The 15221-nt window shown below is 70.7% G+C and carries 15 protein-coding genes; 4 read left to right on the top strand and 11 right to left on the bottom strand.

Annotated elements, in window-relative coordinates; translation table 11 throughout:
* Nucleotides 1–80: 80 nt before the first annotated feature.
* Both nusA and rimP read right to left on the bottom strand, forming a co-directional pair.
* Entirely contained in the window at nucleotides 81–1121 is a 1041-nt protein-coding gene (gene nusA, locus LRD69_RS24430) for a transcription termination factor NusA (RefSeq protein ID WP_277328680.1), read from the bottom strand.
* A gap of 2 nt (nucleotides 1122–1123) precedes the next feature.
* Nucleotides 1124–1621: a ribosome maturation factor RimP gene (rimP, locus tag LRD69_RS24425; protein WP_277328679.1), complete on the bottom strand. Its 498-nt coding sequence runs from the start codon at nucleotides 1619–1621 to the stop codon at nucleotides 1124–1126.
* A gap of 177 nt (nucleotides 1622–1798) precedes the next feature.
* Between rimP and LRD69_RS24420 the strand changes: the two genes are divergently transcribed.
* From LRD69_RS24420 to LRD69_RS24410, 3 genes are read left to right on the top strand one after another with little or no spacing between them, the layout of a single operon-like run.
* Nucleotides 1799–2317, top strand: coding sequence for a hypothetical protein (locus LRD69_RS24420; protein WP_277328678.1), 519 nt, complete (start codon nucleotides 1799–1801; stop codon nucleotides 2315–2317).
* Complete coding sequence (locus LRD69_RS24415) at nucleotides 2314–2823, top strand: ferritin-like domain-containing protein (RefSeq protein ID WP_277328677.1); 510 nt, start codon at nucleotides 2314–2316, stop codon at nucleotides 2821–2823. The genes LRD69_RS24420 and LRD69_RS24415 overlap by 4 nt, the downstream gene beginning before the upstream one ends.
* Nucleotides 2824–2852: 29 nt before the next feature.
* Nucleotides 2853–3758, top strand: a complete 906-nt coding sequence (locus LRD69_RS24410) for an aminoglycoside phosphotransferase family protein (RefSeq protein ID WP_277328676.1) — start codon at nucleotides 2853–2855, stop codon at nucleotides 3756–3758.
* A gap of 119 nt (nucleotides 3759–3877) precedes the next feature.
* On the opposite strand, the gene LRD69_RS24405 is transcribed toward LRD69_RS24410, so the two are convergent.
* From LRD69_RS24405 to LRD69_RS24370, 8 genes are all read right to left on the bottom strand, one after another.
* A complete protein-coding gene (locus tag LRD69_RS24405) occupies nucleotides 3878–5578 on the bottom strand; it encodes a proline--tRNA ligase (RefSeq protein ID WP_277328675.1) in 1701 nt (566 codons plus the stop codon).
* Nucleotides 5579–5614: 36 nt separating this feature from the next.
* Nucleotides 5615–6226 carry a GNAT family N-acetyltransferase gene (locus LRD69_RS24400; protein ID WP_277328674.1) on the bottom strand — a complete coding sequence of 204 codons (612 nt, stop codon included), beginning with the start codon at nucleotides 6224–6226 and terminating at the stop codon, nucleotides 5615–5617.
* Nucleotides 6227–6384: 158 nt separating this feature from the next.
* On the bottom strand, nucleotides 6385–7227 hold the full coding sequence (locus tag LRD69_RS24395; protein ID WP_277329863.1) for a GNAT family N-acetyltransferase: 843 nt from the start codon (nucleotides 7225–7227) through the stop codon (nucleotides 6385–6387).
* 212 nt (nucleotides 7228–7439) lie between these two features.
* Nucleotides 7440–8594, bottom strand: coding sequence for a flavodoxin-dependent (E)-4-hydroxy-3-methylbut-2-enyl-diphosphate synthase (gene ispG, locus LRD69_RS24390; RefSeq protein ID WP_277329862.1), 1155 nt, complete (start codon nucleotides 8592–8594; stop codon nucleotides 7440–7442).
* A 185-nt stretch (nucleotides 8595–8779) separates the two neighbouring features.
* Nucleotides 8780–10090: a site-2 protease family protein gene (locus LRD69_RS24385; protein ID WP_277328673.1), complete on the bottom strand. Its 1311-nt coding sequence runs from the start codon at nucleotides 10088–10090 to the stop codon at nucleotides 8780–8782.
* Entirely contained in the window at nucleotides 10087–11340 is a 1254-nt protein-coding gene (dxr, locus tag LRD69_RS24380) for a 1-deoxy-D-xylulose-5-phosphate reductoisomerase (RefSeq protein ID WP_277328672.1), read from the bottom strand. The genes LRD69_RS24385 and dxr overlap by 4 nt, the downstream gene beginning before the upstream one ends.
* 188 nt (nucleotides 11341–11528) lie before the next feature.
* Nucleotides 11529–12272, bottom strand: coding sequence for a hypothetical protein (locus tag LRD69_RS24375; protein WP_277328671.1), 744 nt, complete (start codon nucleotides 12270–12272; stop codon nucleotides 11529–11531).
* Nucleotides 12273–12358: 86 nt separating this feature from the next.
* On the bottom strand, nucleotides 12359–12988 hold the full coding sequence (locus LRD69_RS24370; protein WP_277328670.1) for a hypothetical protein: 630 nt from the start codon (nucleotides 12986–12988) through the stop codon (nucleotides 12359–12361).
* A gap of 407 nt (nucleotides 12989–13395) precedes the next feature.
* Here LRD69_RS24370 and LRD69_RS24365 point away from each other — a divergent pair, with 407 nt between their 5' ends.
* On the top strand, nucleotides 13396–13848 hold the full coding sequence (locus LRD69_RS24365; RefSeq protein ID WP_277328669.1) for a nuclear transport factor 2 family protein: 453 nt from the start codon (nucleotides 13396–13398) through the stop codon (nucleotides 13846–13848).
* A gap of 59 nt (nucleotides 13849–13907) precedes the next feature.
* On the opposite strand, the gene aroA is transcribed toward LRD69_RS24365, so the two are convergent.
* On the bottom strand, nucleotides 13908–15146 hold the full coding sequence (aroA, locus tag LRD69_RS24360; protein ID WP_277328668.1) for a 3-phosphoshikimate 1-carboxyvinyltransferase: 1239 nt from the start codon (nucleotides 15144–15146) through the stop codon (nucleotides 13908–13910).
* Between the last annotated feature and the right edge of the window lie 75 nt (nucleotides 15147–15221).

Below are 15221 nucleotides of genomic sequence, written 5' to 3'. Positions count from 1 at the left end.
ACGGGTGTACTCCACCGACCCGGCGTCCACCGGCCGGCGCCGGTCCGCTCCCGGACCGGCTCGGCCGGTGCCGTACCGGATCAGCCCCGCTCGGACCGGTCGCGGGCGCGCTCGGCCCGCTCCCGGTCGGCGATGTCCCGCTCGGCCTCGGTCTCGGTGTCCGGGCGGATGTCGATGCGCCAGCCGGTGAGGCGGGCGGCGAGGCGGGCGTTCTGCCCCTCCTTGCCGATGGCCAGGGAGAGCTGGTAGTCCGGGACGGTGACCCGGGCGGACCGTGCACCGAGGTCCACGACCTCGACCTTGCTCACCCGAGCGGGCGACAGGGCGTTGGCGACCATCTCGGCCGGGTCGTCCGACCAGTCCACGATGTCGATCTTCTCGCCGTGCAGCTCGGCCATGACATTGCGCACACGGCCGCCCATCGGGCCGATGCAGGCGCCCTTGGCGTTCAGGCCCGAACGCGTCGAACGGACCGCGATCTTGGTGCGGTGGCCGGCCTCACGGGCGATCGCGCAGATCTCGACGGAACCGTCGGCGATCTCCGGGACCTCCAGCGCGAAGAGCTTCTTGACCAGGTTGGGGTGGGTCCGGGACAGCGTCACGGACGGACCGCGGACACCCTTGGCGACCCGTACGACATATGTACGAAGCCGCAGGCCATGGGTGTACTCCTCGCCCGGCACCTGCTCCTGCACCGGCAGGATCGCTTCCAGCTTGCCGATGTCGACCAGGACGTTCTTCGGGTCCTTGCCCTGTTGGACGACACCCGTGACGACGTCGCCCTCATGGCCCGCGTACTCGCCGAACGTCCTGTCGTCCTCCGCGTCGCGCAGCCGCTGCAGGATGACCTGCTTGGCGGTGGTCGCGGCGATCCGGCCGAAGCCGGACGGGGTGTCGTCGAACTCCTTCGGCTGCTGGCCCTCTTCGAGGTCGGCCGGGTCCTCCTTCGCCCACACCGTCACATGGCCGCGCTCGTCGAGCTCCACGCGCGCACGCCGGTAGCTTCCGTCGGTGCGGTGGTAGGCGATGAGGAGGGCCGACTCGATCGCCTCGACGAGCACGTCGAAGGGGATCTCCTTGTCCTGTGCCAAGCCCCTCAAGAGCTTCACATCGATGTCCACGGCTACGCCTCCTCTTCCTTCTTGTCCTTGCGGTTGAATTCGATCTCCACGCGCGCCTTGGCGATCTCGTCGAAGGCGACCCGGCGGGCTGTGGGCTTGCGGCCCTTCACACCCGGCACCTCGAGGTCGAGCCCGTCGTCGTCGACCGCCATGATGCGGGCCACCAGCTCGCCGTTCCCGTGCAGTTGCAGCCTGACGAGGCGGCCGGTGGCGCGAACGTAGTTGCGGTGCTCCGTCAGGGGACGGTCGGCACCGGGGGAGCTGACTTCGAGGACGTACTCGTCCTCGCCCATCGCGTCGGTCTCGTCGAGCTTCTCGGAGATCGCGCGGCTCAGCTCGGCGCAGGCGTCCAGCTCGACGCCCTCGTCGGAATCCACGACGATGCGCAGCACACGGCGGCGGCCGGCCCGGGACACCTCGATCTCCTCGAGATCCAGCTCCTTGGCGCTGACGAGCGGTTCGAGCAGCCCGCGCAGCCTCTCGCTCTGGGTGGTGCTCATCCGGGTGACTCCTCGGCCGCGTGTGCTGTTGTGTGGTTCGTCGCGTGTCAGGTCAAAGGGTATCCGGTCCCGAGGGGTGTTGCCGTCCGCCGACCCCGCGCCCACGGGTACGCTCGCCTGCGGTGATCACTTCAGGACAGATTCGGTCAGGACAGATCGAGACCCGAAGGAGAACAGGTGCGGCGCACGGGGACGACGCGCAGGGGTGCGCTCACCGCGACCGGGGCGATCGCCCTGGGCGCGGCGCTGAACGGCTGCGGGAACGGCGACGGCTCCGACGTTCCGGCCCGGGCCCCGGTCGCCGAGGCCCGGGCCGCGGCGGCGCAGGTGGAGGACGCCCTGCGGACGACGGCCGCCCGGACGAGCCGGAGTCTGCTCGACCGGTACGAGCAGACCATCCAGGCGCACCCGTCGGCCGGGACCGGACTCGCACCGCTGCGGGACGCCGTACGGGCCCACACGACAGCGTTGTCGCAGGGCGGCGCAGAGGCTCCCGCCTCCACCCTCCCGGCCGCCGCGGACGTGAGGGCCGCCGTGCGGGAACTGGCCGCGGCCGAACGCCGCACCGCCGACGCCCACACGGCGATGCTTCTGACGGCACCCCCGGAACTGGCCCGGCTGCTGGCCTCGATCGCCGCGGCCGGTGCCGCCCACACCTATCTGCTGACCGAGCTGGCCAAGGAGATCTCGTCATGAGTGCGCAGACGCTGCAGGCGGCGCAGGCCTCGCTGGCCGCCGAACATGCGGCGGTGTACGGGTACGGGGTGCTCGGCGGCCGGATCGACGAGAACCGCCGGGCGGTGGCCACGGCCTCCTTCGACGCGCACCGTGCCCGGCGCGACGCGCTGGTGCGGACCGTGCGCGGCCTGGGCGGTGAGCCGGTCGCGGCGGATTCCGCGTACGCTCTGCCGTTCGCGGTACCGGACGCGGCGGCGGCGGTGAGGCTCGCCGCGCTGCTGGAGGACCGGATCGCGGGCGTCTACTCCGATCTCGTGCGGGCTTCCGGGGGGCCACTCAGGCGAGAGGCCGCCAACGCGCTGCGGGAGGCCGCGGTGCGTGCGGTCCGCTGGCGGGGCAGCGGCGTAGCCTTTCCCGGGCTTGCCGAGCGGTCCGCCGACGGGACCACCGGGACGGACCGGCCGACGGGGACCGACGCGACGGCAGGGACCCCTGCGAAGGCCGGGGCAGGTCCGACGCACTGAAGAAGGCTCTGAAAGGGAACACGGCACGTATGGGTTTCGAACCGCCGCAGCGTCTGGTGCGAGCGCTCGGCGAGGTGTACGGGGAACCGGCCGCCGCCGACTGGCTGGCGCGGCTTCCCGCGATGACCGACGAGGCGCTGTCCGCCAACGGGCCGGAGCTGACCGTGGAGCGGGTGGCCGCCCCCGGTGGGCGCAGCAGCCTGGTGCTGCTGGTGCGGCGCTCCGACGGCACCCCGGCGGCTCTGAAGATCGCCCCGTCCGGGGCCGCGCCCGAGCTGGAGCAGGCGGCGCTGACGCACTGGAACGGCTGGGGTGCGGTGCAGCCGATCGGCTCCGGCGGCGGCGCGCTGCTGCTGGAGCGGCTGCACCCCGAGGTGTCGCTGCGGTCGCTGCCGGAGGCGAAGGCACTGCTGGAGGCGGCGGGGACGGTGCGGCGGCTGTGGGTCGAGCCGCCCGCCGGGCACTCCTTCGAGACGGTCACGGAGCGGACCGGGCTCCGGACGGAACCGATGCGGGCCGCCGCGAAGGCCGACCCGGTGCTGGAGCCGCTGGTCTCCGCGGCACTGGCGGCGCGCGAGGAACTCGTCGCCGGCACCGCCGAAGTCCTGCTGCTGCACGGCAACTTCCGCCAGAGCAAGGTACTGGCGGGCGAGCGGGCGCCCTGGCTGACCGTCGGACCGGAGCCGCTGGTCGGTGAGCGCGCCTACGACCTGGCGCGCCTGGTCCGTGACCGGGTGGAGGATCTGATCGCGTCCCCGGGCGGCGCTGTGACGGCCCGTCGCCGGGTCAACAAGCTCGCGGACTCGCTGGATGTGGACCGGGAACGGCTCCACGGCTGGACGCTGTTCCGCGCGGTGGAGTCGGGCACCCGCGCGCTGGCGGCCGGCCGTCGCCAGGAGGGCGAACTGACCTTGGAGTTCGCCGGCTGGCTGTAGCCGTCACGGTGAAGGGCGGTGCGGCACGGGGCCGAACGCCTCGAGCCGCCCCTCATGAAACGGGCGAAGGCCCCCGCGCTGCAGAACAGTGCGGGGGCCCTCGGCGGTCCGAGCGGGCGTCAGCCCTGCACGGTGAGGCGGGCGATGGCCTCGTCGACCGTGAGCTCCTCGCGCTCGCCCGTACGGCGGTCCTTGAGCTCCAGGACGCCCTCGGCCGAGCGACGGCCGGCGACCAGGATCTTCGGCACGCCGATCAGCTCGGCGTCGGTGAACTTCACACCCGGCGAGACACCGGCACGGTCGTCGACCAGGACCCGGACGCCCGCGGCGCCGAGCTTCTCGGCGACGGCGAGGGCCAGCTCGGTCTGGAGCGCCTTGCCCGCGGCGACGAGGTGGACGTCGGCCGGGGCGATCTCGCGGGGCCAGCACAGGCCCTGCTCGTCGGCGGTCTGCTCGGCGAGCGCGGCGACGGCGCGGGAGACGCCGATGCCGTACGAACCCATGGTGACGCGGACGGGCTTGCCGTTCTGGCCGAGCACATCGAGCTGGAAGGCGTCGGCGAACTTGCGGCCCAGCTGGAAGATGTGGCCGATCTCGATGGCGCGGTCCAGCTTGAGGCCGGTGCCGCACTTGGGACACGGGTCGCCGGCCTCGACGACGACGACGTCGAGGTAGTCGTCGACCTCGAAGTCGCGGCCGCAGACGACGTTCCTGGCGTGGGTGTCGGGCTTGTTGGCTCCGGTGACCCAGGCGGTGCCGGGGGCGATGCGCGGGTCGGCGATGTAACGGACCTTCTCCAGGCCCTGCGGGCCCACGTAGCCGCGTACCAGGTCGGGACGGCCCTCGAAGTCCTCGGCGGTGACCAGTTCGACCACGGCGGGGGCGAGGTGCTCGCCGAGCTTGCCGAGGTCGACCTCGCGGTCGCCGGGGACGCCCACGGCGACGATCTCGCCGTCGACCTTGACCAGGAGGTTCTTCAGCGTCGCGGAGGCCGGGACCCCGAGGTGGGCGGCGAGCGTCTCGATGGTCGGGGTGTCGGGGGTGTCCAGCTCCTCGACCGGGCCGTGCGCCGAGCCGTCCGCGGGGGTGGCCTTGAAGGTCACGGCCTCCGTGTTGGCCGCGTAGTCGCAGGCGGGGCAGTCGACGAAGGTGTCCTCACCGGCCGGGGCGGGCGCCAGGAACTCCTCGGACGCCGAGCCGCCCATCGCGCCGGAGACCGCGGAGACGATGCGGTGGTCGAGGCCGAGCCGCTCGAAGATGCGGATGTAGGCGGCGCGGTGCAGCTGGTAGGCCTCGATGAGGCCTTCGTCGGTGGTGTCGAAGGAGTACGAGTCCTTCATCTGGAACTCGCGGCCGCGCAGCACACCGGCGCGGGGGCGGGCCTCGTCGCGGTACTTGGTCTGGATCTGGTAGAGGATCACGGGCAGGTCCTTGTAGGACGTGATCTGATCCTTGACGACCTGGGTGAAGATCTCTTCGTGGGTGGGGCCGAGGAGATACTCGGCGCCCTTGCGGTCCTTGAGCTTGAAGAGCAGGTCGCCGTACTCGTCGTAACGGCCGCTCGCGTCGTACGACTCCTTGGGGAGCAGCGCCGGCAGCAGGACTTCCTGACCGCCGATGGCGTCCATCTCCTCGCGCACGACGCGGGTGATGTTCTCCAGGACCTTCTTGCCCAGGGGCAGCCAGGTCCAGATCCCGGCCGCGGTGCGGCGTACGTACCCGGCCCGGACGAGCAGCTTGTGGTTGAGCGTCTCGGCGTCCGCCGGGTCGTCGCGCAGTGTCTTGATCATCAATCGGGACATGCGCTGGACCTGGACCATGATGAACTCCTGCTCGGAAGGGTGATGTGCAGGAGGTTAGCCGGGTGATACGGGCGGGCGGAAATCGATTGGCCCTCCCCGGGCCCGGCGGCGCAGCGGAAGAGACGCTCCCATCACCGCGTACGGCATGGGAGCGCTGGGAAACAGCACCTGCCGGGCCAGGTCCCGGTAGCCGAGCGTGCGATACAGACCACGCGCCGGGCTCTCCGTGTCGATGGCGGAGAGGATGGAACGGGGCTGGTCGACGGCGTCCGTGAGGGCGGTGATCAGCCCACGGCCGATGCCCTGGTTCTGGAACTTCGGGTGGACGTGCAGTTCGGTGATCACGAAGGAGTCGTCGAGCCAGTGCTCGCAGCCGTTGGCCCGCAGATAGGGCTCGACGACCGTGGACCACCATTGTCCGCGCTCGTTCGGCATGCCGTAGACGAACCCGACGAGACGGCCGTCCGGCGTCGTGGCGCCGAGGGCGCGGGCATGCGGGTGCTCGAGATGCCTGAGGACGATGTGGCGGCGTACGTTCACCTCGTTCTGCCCGAGGCCGAAGGCGACGGCCTGCACGGCGAGCGCCTCGTCCACGCGCGCGGCGAGATCGATCGGCCCGACCAGGACACTGGGAGTGTGGGCACCGCCCCCGGAAACTGCTGCCATGCGCCGAACCCTACTGTCCGTGCCGGGCTGCGGGATACGTGCCCGGGGCTGCCGGGGGTGCCTTCGGACGGGCGGGAACCGCAGGCTGGGGCGGGCGCGGAACGGCTCCCGTGCGCACGATCCGGACGGTCCCCTTCGGCGCGGTCGGAACAGCACGCTCAGAACAGCACGCTCATGAACGCGCCGACCTCACGGAAGCCGACCCGCGTGTAGGCCTTGCGGGCCGGGGTGTTGTAGTCGTTCACATACAGGCTGACGACCGGCGCAACATCGGCGAGCGCATGGCGCAGGACCGCCGCCATGCCGGTCTCGGACAGCCCGCGACCCCGGTATTCGGGGGCGACCCAGACACCCTGGATCTGGCAGGCCTGCGAGGTGGCCGCGCCGATCTCCGCCTTGAAGACGACCTTGCCGTCCTCGACCCGGGCGAAGGAGCGGCCGGCGCCGACGAGCTCGGCGACGCGTGCCTGGTAGAGGAGTCCGCCGTCACCGGCCAGCGGGGAGATGCCCACCTCCTCGGTGAACATCGCGACGCAGGCCGGCATCAGGAGCTCTATCTCGTCCTTGCGGATGCGGCGTACGAGCGGGTCGGGCGTCACCTCGGCGGAGGGGCTCTCGGTGACCATGAGCGGCTGGTTGGCCCTGACCTCGCGGGCGGGACCCCAGCCGGATTCGAGGAGCCGCCACAGCTGCGCAGTGGGTTCGGCGGGACCGACGATGGACGAGCAGCGGCGGCCGGCCCGCCGGGCACGGTCGGCGAAGGCCCTGACGGCCTCGGGGGTGGCGCAGATGGGCACGAGATTGGCGCCGGAGTAGCAGAGCGATCGCAGTCGGCCGTCCGCGTACCAGCCCCACATCTCGCCGCCGAGGCGCCACGGGTCGAGCCCTGCGATCTGGACCCGTGAGGTCACGAAGGCGTTGGCGACGGGTTCGCTCTCCAGGATGGCGAGCGCGGCGCCGAGGTCGCTGGGTTCGAGGACCCGGGTGGTGGTCTGCGTCAACACGAGGGGGCCTCACCATGCAGTCTGCTGATTTCCGCACTGTACCCAAAGAGGCTGGCAGACGCCGCCCCATGCCCGCCTCCGGCCCCCTCGGCGCACCGTGAGGTCTCTCACGGCTGTGCCCCGCCGGGCGGCTGGTCCGCCGGGCGGGGCACGGTGCTGAGAGGGAGAGTTCGGCTCGGACCGGCGCCGGGCCGATCGCGAGGCCGGCGTCAGCTGACGGAGACCTCGGGTTCGCCGGAGGCGATGCCGTCCTTCTCCATCTGCTCGGCGATCTTCAGGGCTTCCTCGATGAGCGTCTCGACGATCTTCGACTCGGGAACCGTCTTGATGACCTCGCCCTTGACGAAGATCTGCCCCTTGCCGTTCCCCGACGCCACACCCAGATCCGCCTCACGGGCCTCACCCGGACCATTGACGACACAGCCCATCACGGCCACCCGCAACGGCACCTCCATGCCCTCAAGACCCGCGGCCACCTGATCCGCCAGCTTGTACACATCCACCTGCGCCCGACCGCACGACGGACACGACACGATCTCCAGCCGCCGCTGCTTCAGATTCAACGACTCCAGAATCTGCAGACCGACCTTGACCTCCTCGGCCGGCGGCGCCGACAACGACACCCGGATCGTGTCCCCGATCCCCTCCGACAGCAACGCACCGAACGCCACCGCCGACTTGATCGTCCCCTGGAACGCAGGCCCCGCCTCCGTCACCCCCAGATGCAACGGGTAATCACACTGCGCCGCCAGCTGACGGTACGCATTGACCATCACCACCGGATCGTTGTGCTTCACCGAGATCTTGATGTCCCGGAACCCGTGCTCCTCGAACAGCGACGCCTCCCACAACGCCGACTCCACCAACGCCTCCGGAGTCGCCTTCCCGTACTTCTTCAGCAACCGCGCATCCAGCGAACCCGCGTTCACACCGATCCGGATCGGCGTCCCCGCATCACTCGCCGCCCGCGCGATCTCCTTCACCTTGTCGTCGAACTGCTTGATGTTCCCCGGATTCACCCGCACCGCCGCACAGCCCGCATCGATCGCCGCGAACACATACTTCGGCTGGAAATGAATATCCGCGATCACCGGAATCTGCGACTTCCGCGCAATCGTCGCCAACGCATCCGCATCATCCTGCGTCGGACACGCCACCCGCACGATCTGACAGCCCGACGCCGTCAGCTCCGCAATCTGCTGCAACGTCGCACCGATGTCCGACGTCCGCGTCGTGGTCATCGACTGCACCGACACCGGTGCATCCCCACCGACCGCCACCGACCCGACCTGGATCTTGCGGCTGACCCTCCGGTCGGCGAGCTTGGTCGGAACGGACGGCATTCCGAGAGAAATCGCAGTCATGCGCTGAGCATCCCCAAGGTGTGGATCAAGGTCCCGAGATCGGCGGGCTCCGGACTTCGAGGTTACGGCACCGGTGGGATCACCGAGCACACCGCATCCCGAAGTCCGGACAACCGTGGCCGGCCGGACACCGGGTGGGTGCCCGGCCGCCACTCGTGGTGCATGCGATGCGGTCGCCGGGCCGGTCAGGTGATCTTGACCGGGTTGACGATGTCGGCCACCAGGACCAGCAGTGTGAAGCAGATGAAGACACCGGCGACCACGTAGGCGACCGGCATCAGCTTGGCCACGTCGAAGGGGCCGGGGTCGGGGCGCTTGAAGACCCGCGCCACATTGCGGCGCAGGGACTCCCAGAGCGCTCCGGCGATGTGCCCGCCGTCGAGCGGCAGCAGGGGCAGCATGTTGAAGAGGAACAGCGAGAGGTTGAAGCCCGCGAGCAGGAACAGCATCATCGCGATCTGGTTCGTCGCCGGGACGTCCAAGGTCATCACCTCGCCGCCGATCCTGGCGGCTCCGACCACGCCGACCGGGGAGTCCGCAGCACGCTCCCCGTCACCGAACGCCGCGTTCCACAGGTCGGGGATCTTGGACGGGAGAGCGACGATCGAGTCGACACCGTTCTCGATCATGTCGCCCATGCGGACGACCGAGTCGCCGAAGGAGAGCGGGACGATGTCCGTCTGCGCGGCGAAGCCGAGGTATCCGGCCGGGACGAACTTGCCCGGGACCACCTCGCCGTTGGAGTCCTTCTTCGCCACCGAGTTCTTCTGCAGCACGGCGTGGAGGGTCATCTCCTGGCCGTCGCGCTGAACGGTGAGCGTGGCGGGGCCGATGGTCTCGCGGATCCGGTCGGACAGGGTGGCCCAGTCGTCCACCTTCCGGCCGTCGAAGGCGACGATCTTGTCGCCCTCTTTCAGTCCGGCGGCCTGCGCGGGCGAGACCGGGTCGCTCGTCCTGCAGGTGTCGCGCTTCTCGCTCTGTGCGATCACACACTTCTGGACGCCCGCGACCTCGGTGGTCTGCGTCTGGAAGCCGAAGGTCATCGCGACCCCGAGGAAGATCGCGACGGCCAGGACCAGGTTCATGAACGGTCCGGCGAACATCACGATCACGCGCTTCCACGGTTTGCGCGTGTAGAAGAGACGCTTCTCGTCGCCCGGTTCGATCTCCTCGAAGGCGGCCTCTCTGGCGTCCTCGATCATGCCGCGCCACGGTGAGGTGGAGCGCGCCTCCAGCCGCCCGTCCGCACCGGGCGGGAACATGCCGATCATGCGGATGTAGCCACCGGCGGGGATCGCCTTGATCCCGTACTCGGTGTCGCCCTTCTTCCGCGACCAGATGGTCGGGCCGAAGCCGACCATGTACTGCGGGACGCGGATGCCGAAGAGCTTCGCGGTCGACAGGTGGCCCAGCTCGTGCCAGGCGATCGAGAACAGCAGGCCGATGGCGAAGACGACGATGCCCAGAATCGTCAACAGGACCGTCGTAATACTCATGCGCGCGCCTCCGCTGTCGCTTTCGCCGAGAGTTCCCGGGCCCGGGCCCGCGCCCAGGTCTCCGCTTCCAGGACGTCTGCGACCGTGAGCGAAGTTCCCGTGGGCGGGGTGCCGTGTTCGGCCACCACCGCCGTGACCGTATCCATGATTCCGTTGAACGGCAGCCGTCCTGCCAGGAAAGCGTCCACGCACTCCTCGTTCGCGGCGTTGAACACCGCCGGGGCGGTGCCGCCGAGCGTGCCCACGTGCCTGGCCAGTCCCACGGACGGGAAGGCGTCATTGTCGAGGGGGAAGAACTCCCAGGTGGACGCCTTCGACCAGTCGAACGCGGGGGCCGCGTCCGGCACGCGCTCCGGCCAGCCGAGGCCGATGGCGATCGGTCCCCGCATGTCCGGCGGGGTGGCCTGGGCGAGGGTCGAGCCGTCGGTGAACTCCACCATGGAGTGAACGTAGGACTGGGGGTGGACGACGACCTCGATCCGGTCGAACGGGATGTCGTAGAGGAGATGCGCCTCGATGACCTCCAGTCCCTTGTTCACCAGGGTGGCGGAGTTGATCGTGATGACCGGGCCCATGGCCCAGGTGGGGTGCGCGAGGGCCTGGTCGCGCGTGACGTGCGCCAGCTCGCTCTTCGTCCGTCCCCGGAACGGGCCGCCGGAGGCGGTGACGACGAGCTTCCGGACGTCGGCCCGGGTACCGGCGGCGAGCGCCTGGAAGAGCGCGGCGTGCTCGGAGTCGACCGGGATGATCTGGCCGGGCTTGGCCAGCGCCTTCACCAGGGGGCCGCCGACGATCAGCGACTCCTTGTTGGCGAGGGCGAGCGTGCGGCCCGCCTCCAGCGCGGCGAGCGTGGGGGCGAGGCCGATCGAGCCGGTGATCCCGTTGAGCACGGTGTGGCAGTCGCTCCCGGCGAGCTGCGTGGCGGCGTCGGGCCCCGCCAGGATCTCGGGCAGCGGCTCCCCGGCCCCGTACTGCTCAAGCAGCGCCTCGCGCAGGGCCGGCACCGCGGCCGGTGCGGCGACGGCAACGGTGCGTACCCTCAGCTGCCGGGCCTGCTCGGCGAGGAGGGCAACCCGGCCGCCCGCGGCGGAGAGCGCGGTGACGCGGAAACGGTCGGGGTTGCGCAGCACCAGGTCGATGGCCTGGGTGCCGATGGACCCGGTGGAGCCGAGGATGACGAGATCCCGGCGGCCTTCCGCTGCGTCGAAGACGAGGTGCGGGTCGGCGAGGGGGGCAGGGCTGTCGCTCATGCCCCCCATTGTTGCGGCACCGGCCGGGCAGGTGGACAGCGCGTCCCCGGAGAAGCCCGGAAGAGCAGGTCCGGCAGCGTTCCTGTGAGTCCCGGCAGCCGCCGGACCACGGCCCACGACGGGGCCCGGCGGCGCAGTGCGGGGCCGGTCGCGCGGGGGGTGCCGGAGCCGCGCGGCGCGGGCGGTGATCACACCGCGCGGAACGTGGTCCACTGCGCGGTCATGATGTCCTGCGGGATGCCCCCGATGTCCTTGGTTCCGGTGAGCTCGCCGCGGAAGGCGAGCGTGGTGGAACCCGAGCGGACGACGGTGAGGTACTCGTACAGCTTCAGCTTCCCCTTCACGTCGAGGAGGGTGAAGCGGAAGGCCTTGGCCTCGTCGGCCTCGGCCGCGAAGCCGGGAGCCTCGGCGGGCTCGACCTTCAGATACTTCGCGCTCGCCAGTGCCCGGTCCTCGGTGAAGCCTCCGGCGCATTCCCTGCCCGCCGTGTCGAGCGCCTTCATGACGTCGGCCGCCTCGCCGTCCGCATACGACCGAAGGGTGACGTCGACGGTGATGCCGAGCATCTCGTCGGGAACGTCGACCCTGCGCTGGATCTGGGCGGCGGGGTCGTGGTCGCTGACGTCGCCGGCCAGGCTGACCAGCGGCTGGCAGACGGCCGGGTCCGCTGTGTAGGCGTCACCGAGAGGGCCGTCGAGGGTGTATTCGGACGCCGTGTACCTGCCGACGCTCTGCCCGTCGGTGAAGGCGGCCGCCTTGAGCTGTGCCTCGGTGAGTGCCTTGGGGGCAGAGGCTGCCGCCGACGGCTTGTCGTCCTTCCCCGGTCCGCTCGGACCGCTCTTGTCACCGCTGCACGCGGTTGCGCCCAGAGCCGTCGCGACCGCCATCGTCACGGCCGCAGCCCGGCGCCACTGCCCGCGCTGGATCCCCACCCCGAACATCTCTGCCCCATCTCGCTGTTGGTGTGCGTCGTTCCCGGTCGACGCCCGATTGTGCGGCATGCCCGCGGCCGACGCGTCTACTTGGACATGGGGTGGGCGCACAAGGCCTTCTCCTCGGCGCTGTATTCCAGGTGCAGCAGCCAGTCCATGCCCCAGCACCTGTCCCCTTCCGAGATCCAGAACTCGGCCTCGGGCGAGCTGCAGCCGACCTCTTCCAGATCCTGGTCGGGCCATGTGGCGTTGTTGCGGACGCAGTCTCCGGCGGTGAACGTGGGCTGCGTGTCGGGGATCAGCCTCGGCACGGTGACGGTGGCGAGCGCCAGGACCAGGACGGCCATGACGACCAGCGCGGGCGGGCGGGCCAGTACGCGGCGGCCGGGCGAGAGCGGGGGGCGCGGATGCCCCACCGGGTGGGGCAGCGCGCGAATGCGGGAGCGGGCACCGATGTTCATCAGCATCGTGACCGGAGTGGCGAACACGGACAGCAGGCCCCACCAGCCCCGCCACAGCGTGTCGGAGGTCAGCTTGCGGTAGACGGCGGTTCCGCAGGTCCGGCAGAAGGCGCCTTCCTCGGTCAGGAAGCGGAGCGTGATGACAAGACCCCGGTGTCCGCGCACCACGACGTGGGCTGCGGGTGTCGCACCGCAGATGCGGCAGTACACGGCGGATCCGAACGGAACCGGAGGGTGGTGGGGCGGTGTGGACATGAGAACTCCCGGGAACGGCGTGCGCCCCGGAACCCTAATGGGGGATCGCGGATTCCGTGGCCGAATCCCACGAGCCGGCCGACCGTCGGCCACCCACGCAGCTCCGCAGGTCAGCTGTCCTCTCATGGGAGCCGCCGGATCCTCCCTCGTTCTCGTTTGTGCCGGCGGATCTCCGTCGCGGTGCGATCCGGGCGGGGCCGTGTCACATTCCGGGGGGCCGTGTCGTCGTAAGGCTGAGACGAACACACCGCCCCGCGAGCAGGAACCCCGTGGACGTCCGGCGATCGCGCCTTGCCGCCACCCGGACCACGCTCGGCGGGACCGGCCGCGCCACCGGCGTGGAGGCCTCCGTCCCCTGGCGGCCCGGTGTCGTTCGTGCACCGAGTCAGGGCATGAGGAGGAACCCGATGAGCGACTTTCAGACGATCGCGGATCGCGTCGAGATCGAGGCGCTGCGCGGTGAGTTCACCGATGCGGTGATGATGCGTGACTACGACCGTGTCGCCTCGCTGTTCACCCCGGACGGCGCGTGGCGGATGCCCGGCATCCCTGTTGAGCTCGAAGGCCGGGAGGCGATCCGCGTCTGGGGCAGGCGGGTGCCGGATGTTGTGGACTTCCTCGTGCAGAACACGCACCCAGGCGTGATCCGGCTCGACGGCGCCTCCGCGTCCGGCCGTGCGTACATGTCGGAGATCGGGCGTGGACGCGACGGCCGCGGAGGGCTGAACTACGCCATCTACCACGACCGTTACCAGCGCACCGACGGGGGCTGGAAGTTCGCCGAGCGCGTCTACGAGATCCGATACGAAGACACCTCGCCGCCGGCCGGCTCGCCGCCCCGCCCGGCCGAGGATGCGTAGCCGGCCCACCGCGAAGGCCGCTCGCCCGGCGGCGGCCGCCCCGAGGGTTCGGACAGCCCTTAGCGGTTCGTGAGTTCCGCGAAGTCGGCGAACGCCTGGTGGAATTGGGGGAACGTCTTGCGTACGCAGCCGGGATCGTCGTAGGTGATGCCGGGAACGCGCAGGCCGGCGACGGCGAACGACATGACGATGCGGTGGTCGCCGTGGGTGGCGATCTCGGTGGGACGCGGTGTGCCGGGGTGGATCTCGATCCAGTCGGGGCCGGTCCGCACGGTGATGCCCATCCGCCGGAGGTTCTCCGCGCAGGCCTCCAGACGGTCGCACTCCTTCACCCGGGTGTTGCCGACGTCCTCGATGCGTACCGGGCCGGAGGCGAAGGGCGCGAGCGCGGCCAGGGTCGGCATGGTGTCCGAGATGTCGCGCATATTGACCGTGAGGCCGCTGAGCGTGCCGCCGGACCGGACCGTGGTGGCCTCCTGGGTGCTGCGCACCTCGGCGCCCATGCGGCGCAGCACGTCGACGAACCGGAGGTCTCCCTGGAGCGCGTCCTTCCCGAGGCCGGGGACGGTCACCTCGTGGCCGGTGAGCGCTGCCGCGGCGAAGAAATAACTGGCCGTGGAGGCGTCGGGTTCGACGGCGTACGACGTGGCCCGGTAGCCGCCGGGCGGCACGGTGAAGACATTGCCGTCGCGGGTCACCTCGACGCCAAAGCTGCGCATCATCGCAAGGGTGATCTCGATGTACGGGGCGGAGACCAGGTCGGTGACGGTGATCCGGAGCCCTTCCGCCGTCAGCGGCCCGAGCATCAGCAGCGCGGTCAGGTACTGGGAGGACTCCCCCGCGTCCAGGGTGAGTTCGCCGCCCTTGATCCCGGACGCGGCGATCCGCAGCGGGTGGTGTCCCTGCGCCGCCTCATGGTGCAGCTCCACGCCGAGCGTGCGCAGGGCCTCGGTGAGCGGGGCAAGAGGCCGGCGGCGCATCTGCGCGGAGGCGTCGAAGCGGTATGTGCCGGAGGCGGCCGCCGCAACGAGCGTCGGCAGGAAGCGTGCCGTGGTGGCACCGTCGCGGCAGTAGACGTCGGCCTCGGTGGCGGCCGGTCCGGCCGGGCGGCCCTCGATGTGCCAGCGGTCCGCCTCCTTCGCCACGTCGTAGCCGAGACGGCCGAGGCCCTCGGCGAAGCCCTCGGTGTCGTCCGAGGTCAGGGGGCGTACGAGGGTGCTGATGCCGTCCGCGGCGGCGGCCAGGAACAGGGCGCGTGCGGTGACGGACTTGGAACCGGGGACATGGATGACGGTCACGTGTCCCCATCCTGCCGTGCGGCGCGCGGCCGGGCGGGGTGCGTCCAGCGAGTGGACGCGCCCCGCCCGGCCGGT

It is taken from the genome of Streptomyces sp. JH14 (assembly GCF_029428675.1).
Taxonomy (GTDB): Bacteria; Actinomycetota; Actinomycetes; order Streptomycetales; family Streptomycetaceae; genus Streptomyces.
This window is presented reverse-complemented; position numbering and strand designations above follow the sequence as displayed.

Excerpts from the sequence above, each read along its gene's own strand:
- rimP (WP_277328679.1), bottom strand. The coding sequence starts at position 1,621 with ATGAGCACCACCCAGAGCGAGAGGCTGCGCGGGCTGCTCGAACCGCTC.
- LRD69_RS24415 (WP_277328677.1), top strand. The coding sequence starts at position 2,314 with ATGAGTGCGCAGACGCTGCAGGCGGCGCAGGCCTCGCTGGCCGCCGAA.
- LRD69_RS24410 (WP_277328676.1), top strand. The coding sequence starts at position 2,853 with ATGGGTTTCGAACCGCCGCAGCGTCTGGTGCGAGCGCTCGGCGAGGTG.
- LRD69_RS24405 (WP_277328675.1), bottom strand. The coding sequence starts at position 5,578 with ATGGTCCAGGTCCAGCGCATGTCCCGATTGATGATCAAGACACTGCGC.
- LRD69_RS24400 (WP_277328674.1), bottom strand. The coding sequence starts at position 6,226 with ATGGCAGCAGTTTCCGGGGGCGGTGCCCACACTCCCAGTGTCCTGGTC.
- ispG (WP_277329862.1), bottom strand. The coding sequence starts at position 8,594 with ATGACTGCGATTTCTCTCGGAATGCCGTCCGTTCCGACCAAGCTCGCC.
- LRD69_RS24385 (WP_277328673.1), bottom strand. The coding sequence starts at position 10,090 with ATGAGTATTACGACGGTCCTGTTGACGATTCTGGGCATCGTCGTCTTC.
- dxr (WP_277328672.1), bottom strand. The coding sequence starts at position 11,340 with ATGAGCGACAGCCCTGCCCCCCTCGCCGACCCGCACCTCGTCTTCGAC.
- LRD69_RS24370 (WP_277328670.1), bottom strand. The coding sequence starts at position 12,988 with ATGTCCACACCGCCCCACCACCCTCCGGTTCCGTTCGGATCCGCCGTG.
- LRD69_RS24365 (WP_277328669.1), top strand. The coding sequence starts at position 13,396 with ATGAGCGACTTTCAGACGATCGCGGATCGCGTCGAGATCGAGGCGCTG.